This is a genomic window from Luteibacter aegosomatissinici (assembly GCF_023078495.1).
Lineage (GTDB): Bacteria > Pseudomonadota > Gammaproteobacteria > Xanthomonadales > Rhodanobacteraceae > Luteibacter > Luteibacter aegosomatissinici.
Window position 1 is genome coordinate 4121851 of record NZ_CP095742.1, and the last position, 21202, is coordinate 4143052.

Below are 21202 nucleotides of genomic sequence, written 5' to 3' on the forward strand. Positions count from 1 at the left end.
GGGCCGCTTACGCCGCCGCCAGGAACGCCTCACGCCCCAGCGCAGCCAGCTCGCCGACGCCGTCGATCGTGATATCCGGCGGCGTCTCTTCCAGCTCCTTGCCGGCGGCAGCCGCGTAATGGCCCTGCTTCACCCACACGGTGGTGACGCGATCGCCCATCAGTTTCTTCATCGCCACCAGGATGCGCGGCTTGTCGTCCACCATCACGTAGTGGTCGGCGGGGTACGTCGCCTGCATGTGATCCAGCATCTCTTCCTTGTGCACATAGATCAGCACATCGCCACGGAACGCATCCCATAGCCCGGCACGGCGGATCTTGCGCGGCTGGAACACGGTATCGCCATCGGACATGATCACCGGGCGGCCGAGCGTGCGCAGGTGGTCGATCGCCTCGAGCGCGCCGCCGAAACGGCGTTCCTCGAACGGGTAATCGAGCAGGAAGAAACTCATTTCCATGAAATCCGGGCTGCTTTCCTGGCCGCGCAGGCGCTGCAGCGAACCCAGGTAATCGGCGTAACCCACCTGCGCGCGTATCTCTTTATCGATGGCGTTGTAACGCTCGTGCCCGGCTTTGCCGAAGCGGCTTTCAAGCTGCGCGGCGAGGTCGGCACTGAAACGATCGTTGTCGATCAGGGTGTTATCGACATCGAACAGGAAGACGATGGGATCGTGGGTGGACACGGGGGATCCTTGCACGGGGACGTTGGGCCGATATATGGGGACCCTCAGGGTGAATCACAGGGGCCGGAAACGTCTTGTACAGGCCCACCCGTAGGAGCCCACCCTGTGGGCGACATCTTTCGCCTCACCGCGACAGGCCCTGTGGCGCGCTCGCGAAAAGCTGTCGCCCACAGGGTGGGCTCCTACTCGGTCAGGCGCGGCGCGGGGGGACCAGGCTGAGGTGTTTGCCGGCGGTGGCGCCGGGCCTGGGCGCCAGCAGGCGCGCGATATCGTCGGGCGAGACGGGGCGGGAATAGAGGTAGCCCTGGCCCTCGTGGCAGCCGGCGCGCAGCAGAAAATCGTGTTGCGACTCGGTCTCGATGCCTTCCGCAATCGTATGCAGGCCCAGGCTGCGGGCAATCGCCACCATGGCCTCGGTAATGGCCACATCGTTACCGCTGGCCGGCAGGCCGGTGACGAAGCTGCGATCGATCTTGAGGTAGGCCACGGCGGGCAGCTTCAGGTACGCCAGTGAGGAATAGCCCGTGCCGAAGTCATCGATGGCCACCGCCACGCCCAGGTTGTGCAGCGCCAGCATGGCCCGCTCGGTGTCCTCGCCCATGCGCAGGATGGCACTCTCGGTGAGTTCCACCAGCAGGCGCTTCGGCGGGATGCCGCTCGCCAGCAATGCCTGGCCCACGCCCGCAAGAAAATCCGGATGGCTGAACGAGCCCGCGGAAACGTTCACCGCCATGCGCAACGGCGGCAGGCGCGCTTCGTCCCACACACGCAACTGCTCGCACGCACGCTGCAACACCCACTGGTCGATCTGGCGAATGAGGCCCAGGCTCTCCGCGATGGGGATGAACTCATCGGGCGGCACCAGCCCGCGCTCGGGGTGCTGCCAGCGGATCAACGCTTCGACTGCAAGGATGCGGCCGGTCTTCATTTCCACGCTGGGCTGGTACACCAGGTGGAACTCGTTCCGCTGCAAGGCCTGGCGCAGTTCGCCCGCCAGCTTCAGGCGGCGGCGTGCATCGGCGTGCATCTTGGGGGTGTAGAAGCGCAATGCGTTGCGCTCCTCCATCTTGGCCACATACATGGCCGCGTCGGCATTGGCGATCAGCGTGACCGCATCGTTGCCATCCAGCGGGTAACCGGCGATACCGATGCTGGCCGAGACGAACAGCTCGTAATCGCCCAGGTCGAACGGGCGCGAGAGCGCGGCCAGCAATGCCTCGGCCAATACCAGCGCTTCCTCGCGCGAGCGCAGGTCGGTCAGCAGCACGGTGAACTCATCGCCGCCGATGCGCCCGGCCACGTCATGCGGCGACAGCAGCGAGCGGATGCGCTCGGCCACGCGGATGAGCAGGGCATCGCCGGTGGCATGGCTGTAACTGTCGTTCACCACCTTGAAGGCATCGAGGTCGACGAACAGCACCACGCAGGCGCCGCGTGCGTGGGCCGCGCGCGTGATCGCCTCGGCGCAGCGGCGCTCGAATTCGGAGCGAGTGACCAGGCCCGTCAGCGGATCATGCGTGGCCATGTGCTGCAGGCGCTGGCGATCGGCCTTGCGCGTAGTGATATCGGACACGACCGCCACGTAGTGCTGCGGGCGGCCATCCTTGTCGCGGATGCTGCTGATGCTCATCAGCTCCGGGTACACGCTGCCATCGGCGCGGCGGCTTTCCACCTCACCCAGCCAGTTATCCCCCGCCGCGATCTCATCCCATAGCGATTGCGGCAACGGCCGGCCATCGGGCAGCGTGCGCGTCGCATCCAGGCGGGTATTGCGCAGCGTGTGCAGCGGCATGCCGGTGAGTTTCTGGTGGGCCGCATTGGTGGTGGTCACGCGGCGGTCGGCATCGGCGATGATCACGCCTTCGGCGATGCTGGCCAGCGCCTCCGCGGCGATCTTGCGTTCCTGCTCCATCGCCACGCGGTCGGAAATATCGCGCACGATGGCCTGGCACACCTGCTGTTGGCCCCACACCACCAGGCTGCTCTGGGTCTCCACCGGGCGGGTGGTGCCGTTGGCCGCACGCATCTGGCCCACGCCGGAATGCGCCGACCCTTCGAGGAACAGTGACGTGAGCGGCAAACCAATCAGGTCGCCGCGCTGGCAACCCACCCACGCGGCCGCGCGGTGGTTCGCATCGAGGATGGCACCGGTGGCTTCGTCCACCATGAAGATCGCATCGGCCGCGCTGTCGAACAGCAGGCTGTAGCGCTCCTCGGTACCGCGAATACCGGCAAGGATGCGCTGGGCGAAACGGATCCACAGCAGCGCGGCGAGCAAGGCCACGCCCACCACAGCCACGAACAGCACGCGGCCCAGCCAAGAGGCGCCATTGGCGATGTCGAGCGAGAACGCCTTCGCGCGCGGCTCGATATAGCGGTTAAGGTCTTCGATGCGTGCACGTTCGCGGTCGATCGCGACCGCATCCATGGTGCCCGCCTCGTACGCGTGCTGCAGGCGGTCGGCGGTATCTTCCAGTTCCACCAGGCTCGCATCGACCGAACGCCATTCGGCGATGGCCTCCCGCACGTAGGGCATGCTGCTGAAGTGGGCGAAGATGAACACCATGCCCGGGATCGCTTCGGGGATCACGCCGCCGCGGGCGAACGCATCTTCCACTTCGCTGTTTTCATAATCGCCACTGGCGATCGCATCGCGAGCCCAGCGATCGGCCATCAGTACGGCGAAGTTGCTGCGAAAGCTCTCAAGATCGGCTCTGCGGCCGTGCGCGGCATAGGCATCCAGGTCAATCACGGACTGCTTCTGCGCCTTGGACCAGAGACTCTCGCCGTTGAGGAAACCGGCGAGAGTCACCTGGGTCTGCACTGCCACCCAGGTCAGGGCCAGCACCAGCACCGCGCCCGCCACAAGCGCGTACCCCAGGGGCCGGAGGCGCCTGGTGAGCGGTTGCAGGTGGTTGGCTTCAACACGGTGCATCGGTAACTGGATTCCCATCGCGGGGGTGATAGTGCGCTACTTGCGACCCAACTTGCGAGTTATGCGGCCACCTCGTTCAAACCGCGATACGAGCCGACCACGTCCATGCAGCGATCCAGCGTGATAGCCATGCTGATATAGCTGCGGCGCACGCACTCCTTGATGTGCTCCACCTGGTCCACGGGAGGGTTGGTCCCGAGCAGGGTGCAGACGATCTCGAGCGCCTCCCACGGATGGGTATCGTCATATGCTGCATGAAGCTGAAGCCAACGGAGGCCGGCTTTGCGGCCCGTAATCGGCAAGCTCTCCGCATAAGCACTGCTTTCATAGACGATTTGCGACCAATCGCCGGTCGCGCCTTCCACGGCGTAGTTGGTGGCGGCGATGCCCGCGGCGAGCGAATCGTTGCGGCTCACCTCCTCGCACCAGTCGGCCAGGGCCTGCGAGCCCTTGGGCGGCTCCGCGCCCAGCACCTCGGCCCGCGACACCCCGGCGGACTCGGCCCAGTTCAGCCAGTACTCCGCGTGGTTCTGTTCCACGCGGATATTGCGCACCAGCCAGCGCCGGGCCAGGTCATCGCCCGGGCTGCGGCCAAACCGGGTCTTCAACAGGCTATGCGCCATGTACCCCGGGAAACGCTCGATCACCGGCCACACCCCCACCATGAAGTTGCGGGTGACCACCGGGTCGAGCTGCGCCGCCACCATCAGCGACCACATCTCGTGGCTGACGATGGCCCGCCGCGCATCCTCACAGGACGAAACCATGTCCTGTGCCCAGAGCGGATAGCTGGTGATGTCCATCTGCGGGCCGGTCAGTTCAAAACGTGCATTCATGTCGATCTCCCTAAAGATCACTGCCAAGGAAAGGTCAGGGCAGGCCCGGGCGACCCGCGGCCCGCCCCGCCGGCACCCGTTGCGGGGCCGGACCGTCATTAGGGCATAAGGCCCCTTCACATCTGTCGAGGCCGATTCGTAGGACGGGACAAGGAACCATCTAGGCCATACGTCATGGGCGCGGCCGGGCCCGCCCGGGCTTATCGTGGCGTCCCGTTCCTCGTCAAAAGGGCTGCCCGAATGAAATCCACCCTCCTCGCCGCGGCCATCGCCTGCGGCCTCGCCAGCACCGGCGCCCTCGCCGCCTCGGCGCCATCCGGCATCGACCTGAAGGGCATCGACAAGGCCGTGCAGCCCGGCGATGACTTCAACGAATACGCCAACGGCAGCTGGATCAAGACGGCACAGATCCCGGCCGACCGCGCCAGCACCGGTGTTTTCCTGGTGGTGTTCCAGAAGGCGGAGAAGCGCAACGCCGACCTGATCAAGGCCGCCGGCGAAGGCAACCCGGCCGCCGGCACGAACCAGCGCCTGATCGCCGACTACTACAAGGCCTACATGGACGAGGCCGGCATCGAGAAGGCCGGCCTGAAACCGCTGCAGCCGGCGCTCGACAAGATCGCCGCCATCAAGGACAAGAAGGATCTCTCCACGGCCCTGGGCGCCCAGCTGCGCGCCGACGTGGATCCGATCAACGCGACCAACCTCGATACCGAGCACCTGCTCGGCCTGTTCGTGGCGCAGGGCCTGGAAGATCCTTCCAAGAACGTGCCCTACCTGCTCCAGGGCGGCCTGGGCATGCCCAACCGCGATTACTACCTGAAGACCGACAAGGACATGGTCGAGACGCGCGCCAAGTACGCCGCCTACGTGCAGGCCGTGCTGGCCGCCGCGGGTGACAAGGATGCCGCCGCCGAAGCCAAGGCCATCGTGGCGCTGGAAACGAAGATCGCCCAGGCCCAGGAATCCATCGTGGATAGCGAGGACGTGCACAAGGCCAACAACCCGTGGCCGCGCACCGCCTTCGCCACGAAGGCCCCGGGCATCGACTGGGATGCCTACTTCACCGCCGCCGGCCTCAACGACCAGCCCACCTTCATCGTGTGGCAGCCGAATACGGTGACGAAGTTCGGCGCCCTGGTCAGCAGCGAGCCGCTGGATACCTGGAAGGCGTGGCTGCGCTTCCACACCATCAACGAGAACACCGGTGGCCTCATCGGCAAGAAGTTCGATGACCTGGCGTTCGATTTCTACAGCAAGACCCTCACCGGCACGCCCAAGCAGCGCGATCGCTGGAAGCGTGGCGTGGGCCGCGTCAACACCGACCTCGGCGACGCCGTGGGCCAGATCTACGTGAAGCAGTACTTCCCGGCCTCCTCGCGCGCGGAAGTGCAGGACATGGTGAAGAACATCCTGAAGGCGTTCGACGACCGCGTCGGCCAGCTGGAATGGATGACCCCGGCCACCCGCGAAAAGGCCAAGGCGAAGATCGCCACCATCAAGGTCGGCGTGGGCTACCCGGATACCTGGCGCGATTACTCGAAGCTGGAGATCAAGCCGGATGACGCGGTGGGCAACCACATCCGCGCCGAGCTGGCCGAGTACGCGCACCAGAAGGCCAAGCTGGGCAAGCCGGTGGACCGCGACGAGTGGTGGATGACCCCGCAGACGGTGAACGCGGTGAACCTGCCGCTACAGAACGCGCTCAACTTCCCGGCGGCGATCCTCGAAGCCCCGTTCTTCGATCCGAAGGCCGACCCGGCCGCGAATTACGGCTCGATCGGCGCGGTGATCGGCCACGAGATCAGCCACAGCTTCGATAACCTCGGCGCCGAGTTCGATGCGCAGGGCCGCCTGGCCAACTGGTGGACCGATGCCGACCAGAAGCACTTCAAGGAAGCCGGCCAGCGCCTGGTGGAACAGTTCAACGCGTACGAAGCCCTGCCGGGCCTGCACGTGAACGGCCAGCAGACACTGGGCGAAAACATCGCCGATGTGTCGGGCCTGACCATCGCCTACGCCGCGTACAAGAACAGCCTGGGCGGCAAGCCGGCCCCGGTGATCGACGGCCTGACCGGCGACCAGCGCTTCTTCCTCGCCTTCGCGCAGAGCTGGCGTGAGAAGACCCGCGATGCCGCGTTGCGCCAGCAGGTCATCGGCGACGTGCACGCGCCGGGCACCTTCCGCGCGCAGACCGTGCGCAACCTCGATCCGTGGTACGACGCGTTCCAGCCCAAGCCGGGCCAGAAGCTGTACCTCGACCCGAAGCAGCGCGTGAAGATCTGGTAAACCCCCACGCGCACAGGGTGCCTCCCGTAGGAGCGCACCCTGTGCGCGACATCCTTTCGCGATCACATCGCAGGTCGTGTGGTGCTGTCGCGAAAGATGTCGCCCACAGGGTGGGCTCCTACCGGTGTTGATGCCGATCGCGGCGGTTGTGTTCGTTGTGCTGTAGACGGCCGTCGCCGTGGTGGGTGCGTGGGTTTAGGCGTGCTTGCGAATCCGGTGTTCGACGAGGCCCAACAGGCCATCCACCGACAACGCCAACGCACCGACCAACAACGCCCCCTGCACCACGTACGCGGTGTTGTTTCCCACCAGCCCTTCGACGATCGGCGCCCCGAGCGTCGCGGCACCGACGGCCGAACCGATCGTCGCCGTGCCCACGCTCACGATCGCCGACAGCCGCACGCCCGCCATGATCGGCCCTGCCGCGAGCGGCAGCTCCACTTCCCATAACCTGCGCCAACGACCGTAGCCCATGCCATCGGCCGCATGCAGCGCACTGGCGGGCACCTGATCCAGGCCCGCCACGGTCTGGCCCAGTACCGGCAGCACGCCGTAAAGCGATAGTGCGAGCAACGTCGGGGCCGCGCCAAAGCCCAGCAGCGGCACGGCGATCGCCAGCACCGCAACCGGTGGAAACGTCTGCCCGATCACCGCGACCGCGCGAACGGTTGGTAACAACGACCGCCCCGCCGGGCGGGTAGCCAGTATGCCCAGCGAAAGCCCCACCACCACCGCGATCAGCGTAGCGATGGCAACGAGCGCCGCATGGGCCAGCGCGAGTTCCGCAAACGACGTGCGCCAATAAAGCGGATGCGAGAGTTCCGGCAGCCACGCGTGGAACAACGGCGCGGAATGGGGGAGCGCAAGAAGGAGTGCGCAAAGCGCGATGAGCGGGAGCCAGGTTTTCATGGCTTATACGTGCGCCGGCTGCCGCTGGCTATCGCGCGCAAGCGCGCTCCTGCAGGGGTGATGCGGGTTGCCGCCTGTCGGCGGATCGCGACACGGTACGGCCGGGCGATCCTCATCTCGGCCTCGCCACGATATCGGCCAGCAGGATCGCGCCGCCGCCGATGACGGCAAGCCGGTCGCGGCGTTTCTCCAGCATCGCACCCAGCGCTTCCTGCAGGGTCGCCTCGGGGGCGATGGCGTCCCCGTCCGCGCGCTCGTCGCGGCGCATGCTATCGCGCACGCACCGTACCGCCAGTTCACGCAGGTACGCGCGCGTCCCGCCCACGAACTCATTCACGCGCTCATCGGCGGGTGAACGGATCAGCTCCAGCGGCGTGCCAACCTGCGCCAGTCGCCCATCCAGCATCAGCGCTACGCGGTCGCCCAGGCGGAAGGCCTCATCCATGTCGTGGGTCACGAACAGGATGGTGGTGCCGGTGTCCTTCTGGATGGCCTTCACGCTGGCCTGCAACGACTCACGCGTCAACGGATCCAGTGCGCCGAACGGCTCGTCCATCAGTACGATCTTCGGCCGTGCCGCCAATGCGCGCGCCACGCCGACGCGCTGCGCCTGGCCGCCGGAGAGCGTATCGGGGTAGCGATCCGCCATGCCCGGCTCATCGAGCTTAAGCAACGTGATCAGCTCGGCCACCCGTGCATCGATGTCCGCCTTCGGCCAACCGAGGAGGTGCGGCACGGCCGCGATATTTTCAGCGACGGTGCGGTGTGGAAACAGGCCCACCGACTGGATCGCGTAGCCGATCCCACGGCGGAGCGTTTCGATCGGCTGCGTGGCGACATCTTTTCCATCCACCAGCACACGCCCGCTATCGATGTGGGTCAGCCGGTTCACCGTGCGCAGCAAGGTGGATTTGCCCGAACCGGATGGCCCCACCAGCACGAAGAACTCGCCATCCTCCACGCGCAGCGACAGGTCCTCGATCACCACGTGATCGCCGAAGGCCTTGTGGACGTGGTCGAACTCGATCATGCGCGGCGTCCGGTGAGGGCCATGAGGCCCTGGAAGAGAAGATCGGCGGCGAGCGCCAGCACGATGATCGCCAGCGTACCCAACAACACCATGTCCGTCGCGCCCTGCCCGATGCCAAGGAACACAAAGCGGCCCATGCCACCCGCGCCGATCAGGGCGGCCACTGCCGCCAGGCCGATCGTCTGCACCGCCACGATGCGCAGGCCGGCCAGCAACACCGGCCAGCCCAGGGGCAACTGAATGCCCAGCAGCACCTGGCCGCGGCTCATGCCCAGGCCGCGCGCGGCCTCCCGCGCATCGGCAGGCACCGCGTCCAACCCCGCCACCGTGTAGCGCACCACCGGCAGCAATGCGTAGAGCACCAGCGCGAAGACAGCCGGCGCCGCGCCAGTGCCGCCAAATCCAAGCGCACCGAGTGCCGGCCATGCGCGTGCGAGCCAGGCGAAGGGGCCGATCAACAGCGCAAACAAGGCGAGTGATGGCACGGTCTGCAGGAACGCAAGGACACCGAGCAAGGCGCCGCCGGTCCGGCGTTTACGCCACGCGAGATAACCCAACGGCGCGCCGGCCGCCAGCGCGATGCCCAGCGTCACCAGTGAAAGCGCAATATGCGTCGTCAGCGCATCCGCGAATGCGCCGCGCTGCGCTTGCCACTCACGCACAAGGCCGAGATTGCTGAACGCGCCAGCCGCACCACCCGCGATGTACGCCACGGCAACGCACAGCCATGCAGCGGCACGCCAGGTCATGCGCAGGTGACGCAACCGGTCCAGCAGCAACAGCGCCGCAGCGAGCCACATGGTCCAGAAGCCGGCACCAAGCTGGATACGCGTTGTAGGGGCCGCGCCTTGCAGCAACAGCGTTGCATCGTGACCAGCGAGGAACGGCAAACCCAGCGTTAGCAAAAGCGCGAGCAACGCACCGCCGCGCCAGAATCCCGCAGCGGCGGTCATGATCCACGCCGCCGTGAGCAACGCCACATGCGGGTTGGCCGGGTAACCGCTCAGCAAGCGATTGGGCGCGACATGCAGGAAGTCCATCGCCAGCGTGGCCAGCAGCCCCACGCTACCCAACACCACCACCGGCAACCGCCCCGGCTCGTGCAGGAGCCCACCCTGTGGGCGACGCCGTTCGCGGGGTACATCGGGTCGTGGCGCGCGCTTGCGAAAGATGTCGCCCACAGGGTGGGCTCCTACGGGGGGAACGCTGGTGCGGGGCATCAGAGTAGCCCCTGGGTGTGCAGGTAATCGGCGGCGACGGCGGAAGCGTCTTCGCCGTTGATCTGCGTGCGTGCATTCAGTGCGCGCAGGCGCTCCACCGTGAGCGGCGCGAAGGCCGCTTCCAGCGCACCACGCATGGCGGGGTAGCGTTTAAGCACCTCGTCGCGCACGACCGGCGCAGGCTGGTACACCATCTCCACGTGCTTCGGGTCCGCCATCACCACCAGGCCCGTGACCGCGATCGCGCCATCGGTGGAATACACCATGCTGGCGTTCACTCCGGAGATGCCCTCCGCCGCCGCCTTGATCGTGGCCGAAGTATCACCGCCCGCAAGCACGAGCAATTGCTCGCCACGCAGCGTGAACCCGTACGTCTTCTGGAACGCCGGCAACGCCGCGTCGCTCTCCACAAACTCAGCCGAACCCGCCAGCAGCACACCGGTCTCCATCGAATCCGTGCCTTGTACCGACCCCGCCCCCGCATCGACCCCACCTGCAGGAGCGCGCTTCCGCGCGATCCCACCCACCCCACCGTTCACCCACCGCGCAAAATCCACCAACGAACGCAACCCGTTCGCCTCCGCCACGTCCTTGCGCACACCAATCGCCCAATGATTATCCGCTGGCGCCGGCGTCAGCCAGGTCACATGGTTCACACGGTCAAGCGATGCTGCCAGCGCATACGCCTGCGCCGCATCGCGAAATGCGACATCGTTTTCACGGTGGAAGAAAAACGCGGCGTTACCCGTGTATTCGGGGTACACATCAAGGTCGCCGCCGAGCAGCGCGCGGCGCACGATCGAGGTGGGCCCCAACTGCGTATGGTCGACCACCGGGATGCCTTCATGCTTCAGCACCTGCAGGATCACCTGACCGAGGAAAGCACCCTCGTTGTCCGCTTTCGAGCCGACCCGCACCGCATCCTGCGCAAACACCCCCGTGCAGAACCACAGCAGGATAAACAGCAGCACGGTACGTGCGCGCTTGCGCGCGATGGGTGCTCGCGGTACCGCACGGCGCGACGAGAATCCCACGCACCACCCGTAGGAGCCCACCCTGTGGGCGACGCCTCTCGCGAGAGCGCCACAGGCCCCGTCAGGTCGGTACGAAAGATGTCGCCCACAGGGTGGGCTCCTACGGGGGCGCATCGATCGCATTGGCACCATCAGCGGCTCAGCAGGTCGGCGAAGGTGCGTTTGAAGGCGTCGTCGATCGGCGTAGCGTTCACGCTGGCAGGCAGGCCCTTGAAACGCGCTTCGAACTCGGCGACGGCCTGGCTGAAGCGTTCGGCGCGGCCTTCGCCATCACCGTTCTCCATGGCATACGACAGCACGCGTGCCGCCTGCCCGGCCAGGTCCACGTCATCCGGCAACGCCGAAATATCGCCCCACACCTGCTTCAGGTACAACACCGCATCACGCGCCCGGCGCATGCGGTGCAACAACCCGCGTGGCATGGCGTGCTCCGGCGCGAAGCGCGCGACGATGTCCTGCGGCCGGCTTACCGGCTTCGGCCCCAGGTCAATGCGAATGCACAACCACGCCGGATCGAACAGCCACGACCGCGGCTGTGGCTCATCGCTGTACGGCAGCGCTTCGCCGTTGACCTCGACGCTCTCAGGGATGCCCGCATCGAGCAGCTCCACCACATAGCGCCGCGTCGTGGGCCGCCCGGTGTAATCACCATCCATCGCATCGATGCGCACGTGGTGCGCGCGATCGCCACGGCGGCTACGCACGGGCGTCCGCGCGAACTCACCGCGCTGGTAGCCCTGGCTCGTGCCGTCGTCGTCATACAACGATGTGGAGCCTTCGTCGCCCGGGAAGACCTGCAGGATCAGCGTATCCGGCACGGTTGCGAGGTTGCGCATGCCTTCCGGATAGAGCGGCACCACGCTGCCGGGGCGTACGAAAATCGGGATCTCCTCGAGGTTGTACGAACGCGCCAGGATGCCGCCGCCTTCATACGATTCGGCACCATCGCGCGAGTACCACAGCCCCGGCGGCAGCCACACCGGGAACGGCACCGTCCCGTCGGGCCCCACCTGCGTCGTCACCGGCGCGACCATGATGTCGTTGCCGAACATGTACTGCCCGGGATTCGTGTAGGCCTCCTCGTGCTCCGGCCAGTGGTAGTACATGGGCCGCACGATCGACAGGCCCGTATCGTAGGCATCGCGTGCCGCACCGTAGATATACGGCGCCAGCTGGTAGCGCAGGCGGATGGCCGCGAACACGGCATCGCCATACGGCGGGCCAAAGTGCCACGGCTCCTTGTGCAGGCTGGCTTCCTTCGCCGAGTGCGTGCGCAAGACGGGCGAGAACACGCCAAGCTGCATCCAGCGTGCATACAACTCGGGATCCAGGTGCCGCTCGGGCCGCGGGATCGCCTTGTCGAAGGTATGCCCGCCAATGTCGTGGCTCCAGTAGCCGTACAGCACGTTGGAGGCCATGGCGGTGAAATGCGGCTGGTACGCGAGCGAAATCCAGCTGATCACGCTATCGCCTGAAAACCCGATGGGGTAGCGGTGGTTACCCAACCCGCCCCAGCGGTGGTAGATCAGGCCGCGCTGGTCGCTCTCGCGCTGCATCTCGGTGAAGAACACATGGTTGAGCCACCACGTGTTCGACAGGCCGGGGAAGGCCTTGGATTCCTTCCACTGCTGCCAATCCAGCCACCAGAAGTCGACGCCCTGCTTCTCCAGCGGGATCAGGATGCTATCGAACAACGCCCGCAGATACGGCTGCGAAGCCCCTTCAAAGGGAATCGGCGCCTGCGTCGAGGTATCCCACGACAGCGCCTGCGCCATCGCTTCGTACTTCTCCTCATGCGGCATCACGCCCGACGCGGGGTGCAGGTTCAGGGTGATACGCAGGTTTTCACCGCGCGCCCAGCGCATGAACGCCTTCGGATCGGGAAACAGGCTGCGGTTGAAGGTATAGCCGGTCCAGCCGGATTGCTCACCAAACACATCGTGGTGTTCGTGGCCGGGGCGCAACGAAAGGCCCGGCGTGGTGTGCCAGTCCATGTCCAGCACGAGCACATCCAGCGGGATGCGTTCCTTTTCGAACCGCGCGCCCAGCGTGCGCAGTTCTTCGTCGGAGTAATTCCAGTAGCGCGACCACCAGTAACCGAACACGAAACGCGGCGGAATCGGTTGCGGCCCGGCGATGGCCGCAAAATCGGACAACGCGGCCCGGAAGTCGTGGCCATAGCCAAAGAAATACCAGTCCTGGCGCTTGCCTTCCGGCCGCGCCACCACCCAGCCGGATTCATCGATGCCGAAGCTCCCGGTATCGTCGACCACGTGCCAGCCATCGCGCGCGATCAGGCCGTCTTCCAGTGGCAGCTTGCTGCCATCGGTCCAGGTATCGCCTTCGTAGCGGTCCAGCGTGCGGTAGGTGCCGCCCAGGTTCTGTGCCTGCGCGTTGCCCGGGTGCCAGCTGATTTCGTGGCCGGGGCCGCGGACGGCGATGGAAAGGTTATCCGGGGTGAACGGCCCGGAATCCTTGATGTAGCGCAGGCGCAGCAGGCCGGTATCCACCTGCAGTGTGGTTTCGTCCTCGTCGATATGAAAAGGCGGCACATCCAGCGCCCGGTGTACGACGACCTGGGTGCGTATATCGCGGAAGACGCCGTCCTCGCTCCATTCGAGCCGGATCAGCCGAGGGGTCAACACGGTGAAGCGCACAGCCCCCCGCTCGATCGTGGCCTCGGGCCAGGCGGCAGCGCCGGCCTGGGACGGGAGGTCTTTCGTCGCTTCCATGGGCGGGCGCACCCCTTCATGACCAGAGGTGGACCATTATGACGCGTCGCCGCATGGAGTGCCGGTGAAGGCTTGACGTCGATTTGGCGATTCCTGCACTAACCGCCCGGCATGGTGCTCCCCTGCATCCACCCCGAGGGAGAGACCCATGAACGAAGACCAGATCCGCGGCGCCGCCAATACCATCGGTGGCCGTGTACAGCGTGCCGCCGGCGCCCTCACCGGCGACCATGGCCTGGAAGGCGAAGGCGCCGTGCGCGAAGCCGCCGGCCGCGTGCAGCAGAAAGCGGGCGATGCGGTAGAACACGTCCGCGACGCCGTCGCCCACCGCCCCCTCGGCGCCATCCTCAGCGGCTTCGGCGTCGGCATCCTGGTCGGCATGTTGCTGGCCCGCCGGGACTAGGCAGCACGTTTTTTTGGTTCATCGCGGATTTCCGGGGTGCTGCAGGTGCATGCGGCACCCCGGTTGCGGTTCATTCGCGAACGCGGATGAACCTCTCCTTCCTCCAAGAACGCCAGCAAAGCGGCGACCCTTAGAAAACGAGAGAGCCTCGTGGATATAGAAGAATTCTCAATTCTTGTCTTATGAGAACTACATCACACAAGACGTCAGGCATGCTCGCCTCGACATCACGACGCGTAATACGCCTTGAGCTCACCCACCGTCACCGCAGGCTGCGTGGGATCCATCGCTTGCATCACGATCCATTCGCCGAACGAGCCGTGCGTCGGCAGGTCGAAGGCGATATAGCGGTCGAGGGAATCGATCACATCCTCGGGCAGGTCGACCAGACGGGTGGCGTCGTCCACGCCCTCGCAGACGCCGGCGATCACCGCCAGGGGCGCGAAGGTTTCGATACGCAGGGCGGCCAGGGCCATCATGGAATCCTCCGGAAGGTCTTGGGTATATCTACCGGGATCGCATGACTGTCCTACGCGAAACATGTGACAAATTGCGGTAAGCCCATCCGGGGCCGCCAAGGTAGCAGGGTTACCCGCCGCTGACGCCCCGTGTAGGAGCGCGCTTGCGCGCGATGGCACCCAGGGCGCATCGGTCGTCGCTTGGGGCTCCATCTGCAGGACGGCCGGTGACATGGGGAAGCTCCTTAGGGTGGGGTCAGGTCATTTCTACCGTGACCAGATAACCGCCGGGAGCGAAAAAGTTGGAAAAACCTCGTTAATTCCTCGGTCGACCGCGCAGTAACAGGGGTTTGCTGGCCCACCGGCGCCGTGCCGGACCCTGGAAACCGAAAATCGTGGGCCAGCGGGCATACGAATTTCCGTACGCCGCGGGTCTCGTCGGGCTCACCCGTCCTTACCCAGCCCCGTCTGCTGCAACAGAATGAGCAGCGCGCTATCGATCCACCGGCGGCCCAGGCTTTCCCGCTTGCCATCGATATGCACCGATACAAGTTGCTCGGTCGCGACGGGGACGCTGCCCTCGCCTTCCACCCGCACGCGGTACCACACGCTGGCGGGGCGCAGCTCCTTGGCCGGGGCCGTGGGGTTCAGCGGAATGGGGCCGCCGCGTTCCTTGGCTAGCGCCAGGCTGGGCAGGTGTTCCAGCGCGCCGTTATCCACGGTCACGACCTTGCCGTGCAGGGGAGCCGCAGCGCCCTTCGGGAACACGGTGGCCTCACTGCCCACACTAAGGCGCGCACGGTCAGCTTCAGAGACGAGCGCTTCCACGCGCCACCGCATACCGCCGACCAGCGTGCCCATGCGGGCGTTGGAAGACACCCAACTACCAGCGCGCAAGGTTTCATCCACGTCGCGCACCACGCCATCACCCGCGGCGACCACGCGCAAGCGGTGCAGCTCGGCCGCACTGGCGGCACGCTGCGCGTCGTACTGCTCGGCCATGCGGTCGGCCACCACCTGCTTCGCGACACCATCGCGATCCAGCGCAGACGCACCACGTGCGGCGGATTCATACGCCTCGCGCAAGGCATCGGCCTTCGCACCATCATCCTGCGGTGCGGGCGCCGAAAGCTCGAACAGCACATCGCCGCGCTTCACCGCCTGGCCATCGTGCACCAGTACCTTTTCCATCTGCGCCGGGAACGGCGTGAACAGCGGCTGTTCGAAGCCGGATTCCACCACGCCATCGCCATGGATGGTCGACGACCAGGGCACCAGCAGCACCAACGCGACAAAGCCCAGGCCGATCAACCAGCGGCGCGCTACGGGCCAGCGGATCTCGGCACGACGGTGCCACCACACACGTACTTCGTATTGCATGGGTTTCACCACGAACGTCACGATTTCCACGAGGAAAAGAATCAGGCCCATCGCCTTGAAGAAGGCGTGGTACACCACGACGGCAATGCCCACGAACAGCGTCAGGCGGTAAAGCCAGGTCGTAAAGGCAAAGCTCGTAAGGAAGACGGCGAACGGACGCGACACCGCATCGGGACGCGGATCCTCCATGCCGAGGAAGGTGTGGCGTACCCAACGCTTGGCCCAGCGCCCGGCGCGCTCATGCAAGCCGGGATAATCCAGCGCATCGGCCAGGATGAAATAGCCATCGAAGCGCATGAACGGGCTCGCGTTCACGGCGATGGTAAGCACCCACGCCGTCGTGCCAAGAAAGAACAGCGCATTGCGGAAGTTGCCATCGGGTGCGAACGACCACAGCAGCGTGCACCACGCGGCCAGCACCAGCTCGGCCATCACGCCTGCGGAGGCGATAGCGAGACGACGCTGCGAGCGCTCCAGCTTCCAGCTCTCGCCCGTATCGGTATAGGCCATGGGCCACATCACCAGCAGCGCCACGCCCATGTGGCCCACGCGCACGCCGTGCCGCGTGGCCATGAACGCGTGGCCGAACTCATGCCAGCACTTGGAAAACACCAGCGCGCCGGCGAAGGCGAACACGCCATCCCACGTGAGCGCACCGCGCAGGTTGGCCTGCACCACATCCCACTGCCGCGCGGCGAAGATCAGGCCAAGCACCGCGGCGATCAGCGTGGCGATCAGGAAACGCGCACTGAACATCCACTGGATATACGGCAACGCCTTGCGCAGGAAACGCTCGGGCCGCACCAGCGGAACACGAATGAACAGGTAGTTCTGCAGCAACCAATGGCCCGTGGACGTGGCCCGCTTCGGCTGCGCGTTGCGCAGCAGCTGTTGCTGCTTCAGGAACATCGCAAACTCAACCACGTCATCCGGCTCAGGCGCCAGTGTCGTCGTCGCAGCAACCGCTTCCGCGATCCGCGCCGGGTCGCCCAGCCCCCAGTGCTGCAGCATCTCGAACTCAAGCCAGCCGATGCGGAAGAACTGGTTACGCACGGGATCGGAGAGATGCCACGCGGGCGAACCGTCACGGTTACGCCCGGCGGCATGGATATCCAGTTCATCGCGCAGCGCGGGCCACGGCGGGGGCGCCGCGCCAGCGCCTGCACCTACGGCGGCCATGGCCGCCGCGTTCATACCCCGCACCAGGCGCGAACGGTGGCCAGCGGGCGGCGCAGCAACAGGTACCCCAGCACGCTCCAGCGGCCGGAGACACGCGCCGTGCCCTGCAAGCCGATGCGCGCAGCCGACGCATCACCATCCACCGTGCCACGCAGCACGTAGCTGGCGACGCCCGTGGGCGATTCCACCGACTGGTAGCCGGCGTAATCCAGGCGTGCACCGATCGGGCTGAGTGGCGCGGTCTTCAGGAAAACAGTCATCGGCGCGCCGCCTTCCAGGTTGGTCGGCTCGCCCACCGGCGCCCAGGCGCGCACGCCCAGCGTATGCGGATCGGCGAGCAAGCCAATGCGCTCGCCGGTCTGTACGGGGCGGCCCGCCCAGTCATCCGGATCGGAATACACGAACACGCCATCGACCGGCGCGCGGATCTCGAGCTTCTCGACTTCGCGCTGCAGCGAGGCCACATCCACTTCGCGCTCGTGCAGCTTGCCTTCGGCCATGCCCAGGTCGGCCTTGGCGTTCTGGCTTTCGATCGCCTGCTGCGCGGCCTGGTGCATTTCGACGTTGGCGGTGGCGAGCTCGGCCTGGGCCACGGCCAGCTTGTTGCGCAGGGTGGTGTCATCCAGCTCGGCCAGCACCTGGCCCGCCTTCACCGCCGCATTCGGCAGGATCACCATGCGCCGGATCACGCCCTCGCGCGGGGAAGCGATGACCTGGCTGTGCAGCGAAATGATTTCGGCCGGCACCAGCGTGTACTCGCGTACCGGCAGCAACAACACGACCAGCAAGCCAACGGCGATGTAGCGCAAGCGGCGGCCGCTTGTCGCCGCGCGCCACCAGCGCTGCACGCGCGAGGGCCGTGCCACCAGCGACCACCACGCATAACCGTACAAGCCGGCCATGTGCAGCAGCGCGAACTCTTCGCCATCGGAGGTGAGCGTGGTCGGCCACGGCTCATCGCGGCCGAGGAACAACAGGGCCGCGACCGTCTTGTCCGGACCCATCAACGGCAGCACCCAAACCTGCGCGGGGAACCATTCGCTCCAGGCGGTTGCCAGCTCTTCATCGAGCAGATCCGGCGAGAGCGGCAGCACGCGTGCGTTGGCGGGAAGTTCCGCGCAGCGCGCGGCGATCGCCTTGGTCACGCCCGACAGCCACAGCGCGTAGGGCGTGTTCGGGTCTACATCGGCCAGGCCCGAATGCGCCACCAGCCGGGACGGCCGTGGTGCACTGCCCATCACGACCAGCGCCGCCTGGCGGTAATCCACCAGCAGGCGCGTGTCGTTGCAGATAGCAAAGCCGAGTTCGGCCGCCGTGGTGGCGGCTTCCACGCGCGAGGCCAGCGCGTAGAAACGCGACGATGCCGGCGCGGCCGCGGCAGGCTTGGCGGTCATCGGCTTAGCCCTTGCCCGGCGCGGCGCGGCCGCTCATGCCCGGCAGCACGCGGCTGGTATCGCCGGTGAAATCGGCTTCGATCTCGATGGTCTGGCTCACCGCATCCACGCGGCCGCTCAGCCGGGTGACGGTGAGCTGGTAGCGCTGGCCGGTCTCGTCCACGGTGGCATCAAGATGCGCACCCGGCTTCAGCCAGCTGATCCAGTTGGAAGGCACGTTAAGGCGCGCCTTCGGCGTGCCCGTACCGACGAGGTCGATCACCGGCGCACCGGCGCCCACGCCCTGCCCTTCTTTCACGTGCACGCGGGCCACGCGGCCATCGAACGGCGCCACGAAACGGCACTGGGCGATCTCCGCGTTGATGATGCCCAGCTGGCCCTTGGTGCGGTTCACATCGGCGGCGGTGAGTTCCACTTCCAGCGCGGCGGCGGACTGCAGGCCTTGCAGCTTCGCCTTCGCTTCGTAACGCAGCTGCGCGGCCTTGAACTCCGCATCGGCCGCTTCGCGCTTCGCCGTCAGGTCGCTGCAATCGAAGGCCACCAGCACCTTGCCCTTGGCCACCGCATCACCGAGCTGCACGTACACACGTGCGACGCGGCCCGGCGTGGCCGCCGACATCGGGCTTTCCTGGTCCGCCACCACCAGGAACCGGACCGGCGCCTGGGCGGTGGTGGCGGGCGCGGCCTGTGCGGCGGCGCCCGTGGAGCAAACGATGCCAAGCGCGAGGATGGCCGGCAGGCACTTCAACGTCTTCATGGTCTTTCTACTGCGTAAGTGACGGAGCGTCGGGTTACGGGGTGTTCGCCGCGGCGGTTTCCGGCGCGGCGGAGAGCTGGCGGAGCTGGTCGAGCACGGAGAGCACGGCGGCCTCGGCCAGCGCGCTGACCGAACGCGTGGTCACGTCATCGGGCAGGTAGCTCTGGTAGCTCTGCTTCATCAGCTGCTTGCCACCCTTGTCCTGCACGGTCACATCCCACACCGCACGCGTCGTGGCCTTGCCACGCGAGGCGCTGTAACGCAGCTCCACCGCGAGGCTGTCGTTGCCGTTGCCGAGCGGCAGGCGGTTGCCGGTGAGCACGTTGCCCACGGCGTTGCGCACGGCGTCGCCATCCACCTTGGCCGGCAGGCCGGAGACGCTGAGCGCGAACGGACGATCCACGTGGGCGACGTCAGCCACCTGGGTGAACACGTGCTGCTCGCCTTCCACCAGGCTGGTCTGGATGGCACGGGACAGCGTCGCCACGTCACTACCGGATACCTGTTCCGGCATCAGGTCGATACCCACCGAGTTCAGCACGCGGCCGTAGGCCGACTGCGCGGCGGCATACGACGAGGCTTCCTGGAAGCGCGAAACCAGCGAGCGGGCCTGCGTGCGCAGCGTTTCCAGGTCGCTAGTGAGCTGGTTGTTCGAACCGGCGCGGGCGACGCTGGCGAGGCGCTGATCCACGCTGGCCGACTCCTGGGCGAGGTTGTGGTCGTACACGGCCAGCTTGTAGCGCTCCACGGAGACGCGCACCTGCGTGACCACCGCCATGCTGAGCGCCATGCGGCGGGCATCGTCCACTTCCATGCGCGCCTTGTTGGTGCGCTTGATCGCCGGGATACCGGCCAGGCGCACCAGGTTCATCGACATGCTGAGACCGCCCTGGGTCCAGTTCTCGTTGTACAGGTACTTGTTGGAGTCGTAGCCGATACCGCCGAACAGGTTGAGGTTCGGGAACAGCGCCGTGATCTGCTTCTTCGCTTCCAGCGCATCGATGCGCGTCTTGTAGTCTTCCTCGCGCAGTTCCGGGCGCTGTTCCAGTGCCATCTGCTCGAGCTGGTCGATGTTCGCGGGCAGCGGCGAGAGCGCGCCCTCGGTGGTATCGGCCAGGGTGAAGTCGGTGTTCGGGGCCAGGTTCATCAGGGCGGCCAGCTCGCGCTTGGCGAACTCCATTTCCTGGCGCTTCTGGGTGACCAGGCTCATCGCATCGAGCAGCGCGCGCTGGTATTCCAGGCCTTCGACCGGCGGCAGGATGCCGGCGCGTTCGGCCTGGCGGGTCTTCTCCAGCGCCGCGTCGATGTTCTTCGCCACGTCGGTCGCTTCGTTCAGCAGGCGCTGCGCGCCCAGGGCGCGCCAGTACGCATCGCGGGTGTCCTGCACGATGTTCTGCAGCACCTTGCGGCGGCGCTCCTGGGTCACGTTCACGTCTTCCGCCGCCTGCTTGGCGCGGTAGTAGCTCAGGCCGAAGTCGAGTACATCCCACGACAGCGTGGCATCACCCAGCAGGTGCGCACGCTCTTCGGAGGTCGAGGGGCGCAGCGAAACGATGCGGTCCTCGATGCCGATGCTGGTGCCACCCGAATCGTTGCTGCGCCAGCGGTAACCGGCATCGGCGGTGAGCTTGGGCAGCATGTCCAGCTTGCTCACGTCGAGCAGGCCCTGCGACAGCGCCGTCTCCATCAGCTTCAGGCGGTAATCCAGGTTGTACTTCAGCGAGCGGGCCATGACGTCGGAAAGCGTCAGCGGGCCGTTCACCGGCTCCTGGCCCTTGTACATCGCCTGGGTGTCCTTCTGGACGCGCGCGGCGATCTCGTCGTGGGTCAGCGGCTTGGGCTTCACCGCGCCGCAACCGGCGAGGAAGACCGCGAGGGCCACCGCGGCGGCCAGGGGAGCAAAACGCAGGGAGGAACGCGACATGGCAGTGTTCATCGGCTGAAGGTGAGACATGGGTCGGAAA

15 protein-coding genes are annotated in these 21202 nt (G+C 66.3%); 2 read left to right on the plus strand and 13 right to left on the minus strand.

Annotated elements, in window-relative coordinates:
• Positions 1 to 7 precede the first annotated feature (7 nt).
• The 3 genes from L2Y97_RS18575 to L2Y97_RS18585 form a co-directional block, all read right to left on the minus strand.
• Complete coding sequence (locus L2Y97_RS18575; protein ID WP_247429581.1) at positions 8 to 682, minus strand: HAD family hydrolase; 675 nt, start codon at positions 680 to 682, stop codon at positions 8 to 10.
• 190 nt (positions 683 to 872) lie between these two features.
• A complete protein-coding gene (locus tag L2Y97_RS18580) occupies positions 873 to 3617 on the minus strand; it encodes a putative bifunctional diguanylate cyclase/phosphodiesterase (RefSeq protein WP_247429583.1) in 2745 nt (914 codons plus the stop codon).
• A gap of 59 nt (positions 3618 to 3676) precedes the next feature.
• Positions 3677 to 4453, minus strand: a complete 777-nt coding sequence (locus L2Y97_RS18585) for an iron-containing redox enzyme family protein (protein WP_247429586.1) — start codon at positions 4451 to 4453, stop codon at positions 3677 to 3679.
• Between the two features lie 240 nt (positions 4454 to 4693).
• Between L2Y97_RS18585 and L2Y97_RS18590 the strand changes: the two genes are divergently transcribed.
• On the plus strand, positions 4694 to 6742 hold the full coding sequence (locus L2Y97_RS18590) for a M13 family metallopeptidase (RefSeq protein WP_247429589.1): 2049 nt from the start codon (positions 4694 to 4696) through the stop codon (positions 6740 to 6742).
• Positions 6743 to 6937: 195 nt separating this feature from the next.
• On the opposite strand, the gene L2Y97_RS18595 is transcribed toward L2Y97_RS18590, so the two are convergent.
• The 5 genes from L2Y97_RS18595 to L2Y97_RS18615 form a co-directional block, all read right to left on the minus strand.
• Positions 6938 to 7651: an ABC transporter permease gene (locus L2Y97_RS18595; protein ID WP_247429592.1), complete on the minus strand. Its 714-nt coding sequence runs from the start codon at positions 7649 to 7651 to the stop codon at positions 6938 to 6940.
• Between the two features lie 112 nt (positions 7652 to 7763).
• On the minus strand, positions 7764 to 8681 hold the full coding sequence (locus tag L2Y97_RS18600; protein ID WP_247429594.1) for an ABC transporter ATP-binding protein: 918 nt from the start codon (positions 8679 to 8681) through the stop codon (positions 7764 to 7766).
• Entirely contained in the window at positions 8678 to 9862 is a 1185-nt protein-coding gene (locus L2Y97_RS18605; protein ID WP_247429596.1) for an ABC transporter permease, read from the minus strand. The genes L2Y97_RS18600 and L2Y97_RS18605 overlap by 4 nt, the downstream gene beginning before the upstream one ends.
• A gap of 38 nt (positions 9863 to 9900) precedes the next feature.
• A complete protein-coding gene (locus tag L2Y97_RS18610) occupies positions 9901 to 10935 on the minus strand; it encodes a glycine betaine ABC transporter substrate-binding protein (RefSeq protein ID WP_247429598.1) in 1035 nt (344 codons plus the stop codon).
• 131 nt (positions 10936 to 11066) lie between these two features.
• Positions 11067 to 13667: a glycoside hydrolase family 31 protein gene (locus tag L2Y97_RS18615; RefSeq protein ID WP_247429600.1), complete on the minus strand. Its 2601-nt coding sequence runs from the start codon at positions 13665 to 13667 to the stop codon at positions 11067 to 11069.
• 148 nt (positions 13668 to 13815) lie between these two features.
• Here L2Y97_RS18615 and L2Y97_RS18620 point away from each other — a divergent pair, with 148 nt between their 5' ends.
• Entirely contained in the window at positions 13816 to 14070 is a 255-nt protein-coding gene (locus L2Y97_RS18620; protein ID WP_247429602.1) for a CsbD family protein, read from the plus strand.
• 227 nt (positions 14071 to 14297) lie between these two features.
• Here the strand turns inward: L2Y97_RS18620 and L2Y97_RS18625 are convergent, their stop codons facing one another.
• The 5 genes from L2Y97_RS18625 to L2Y97_RS18645 form a co-directional block, all read right to left on the minus strand.
• Positions 14298 to 14549, minus strand: coding sequence for a hypothetical protein (locus L2Y97_RS18625; RefSeq protein ID WP_247429604.1), 252 nt, complete (start codon positions 14547 to 14549; stop codon positions 14298 to 14300).
• A 423-nt stretch (positions 14550 to 14972) separates the two neighbouring features.
• A complete protein-coding gene (locus L2Y97_RS18630) occupies positions 14973 to 17102 on the minus strand; it encodes a site-2 protease family protein (RefSeq protein ID WP_247429606.1) in 2130 nt (709 codons plus the stop codon).
• Positions 17099 to 18481: an efflux RND transporter periplasmic adaptor subunit gene (locus L2Y97_RS18635; protein WP_247429608.1), complete on the minus strand. Its 1383-nt coding sequence runs from the start codon at positions 18479 to 18481 to the stop codon at positions 17099 to 17101. Before L2Y97_RS18635 ends, L2Y97_RS18630 begins: the two co-directional genes overlap by 4 nt.
• A 4-nt stretch (positions 18482 to 18485) precedes the next feature.
• Positions 18486 to 19238 (minus strand): efflux RND transporter periplasmic adaptor subunit, encoded by a 753-nt coding sequence (locus tag L2Y97_RS18640; protein WP_247429610.1) that lies wholly within the window; start codon positions 19236 to 19238, stop codon positions 18486 to 18488.
• Between the two features lie 34 nt (positions 19239 to 19272).
• A complete protein-coding gene (locus L2Y97_RS18645) occupies positions 19273 to 21162 on the minus strand; it encodes a TolC family protein (RefSeq protein WP_247429612.1) in 1890 nt (629 codons plus the stop codon).
• Between the last annotated feature and the right edge of the window lie 40 nt (positions 21163 to 21202).

Bases quoted from the DNA above. Each gene is read 5' to 3' on its own strand.
- L2Y97_RS18580 (WP_247429583.1), bottom strand. From the start codon at position 3,617: ATGCACCGTGTTGAAGCCAACCACCTGCAACCGCTCACCAGGCGCCTC.
- L2Y97_RS18585 (WP_247429586.1), bottom strand. From the start codon at position 4,453: ATGAATGCACGTTTTGAACTGACCGGCCCGCAGATGGACATCACCAGC.
- L2Y97_RS18590 (WP_247429589.1), top strand. From the start codon at position 4,694: ATGAAATCCACCCTCCTCGCCGCGGCCATCGCCTGCGGCCTCGCCAGC.
- L2Y97_RS18595 (WP_247429592.1), bottom strand. From the start codon at position 7,651: ATGAAAACCTGGCTCCCGCTCATCGCGCTTTGCGCACTCCTTCTTGCG.
- L2Y97_RS18600 (WP_247429594.1), bottom strand. From the start codon at position 8,681: ATGATCGAGTTCGACCACGTCCACAAGGCCTTCGGCGATCACGTGGTG.
- L2Y97_RS18615 (WP_247429600.1), bottom strand. From the start codon at position 13,667: ATGGAAGCGACGAAAGACCTCCCGTCCCAGGCCGGCGCTGCCGCCTGG.
- L2Y97_RS18620 (WP_247429602.1), top strand. From the start codon at position 13,816: ATGAACGAAGACCAGATCCGCGGCGCCGCCAATACCATCGGTGGCCGT.
- L2Y97_RS18625 (WP_247429604.1), bottom strand. From the start codon at position 14,549: ATGATGGCCCTGGCCGCCCTGCGTATCGAAACCTTCGCGCCCCTGGCG.
- L2Y97_RS18630 (WP_247429606.1), bottom strand. From the start codon at position 17,102: ATGAACGCGGCGGCCATGGCCGCCGTAGGTGCAGGCGCTGGCGCGGCG.
- L2Y97_RS18635 (WP_247429608.1), bottom strand. From the start codon at position 18,481: ATGACCGCCAAGCCTGCCGCGGCCGCGCCGGCATCGTCGCGTTTCTAC.
- L2Y97_RS18640 (WP_247429610.1), bottom strand. From the start codon at position 19,238: ATGAAGACGTTGAAGTGCCTGCCGGCCATCCTCGCGCTTGGCATCGTT.
- L2Y97_RS18645 (WP_247429612.1), bottom strand. From the start codon at position 21,162: ATGTCGCGTTCCTCCCTGCGTTTTGCTCCCCTGGCCGCCGCGGTGGCC.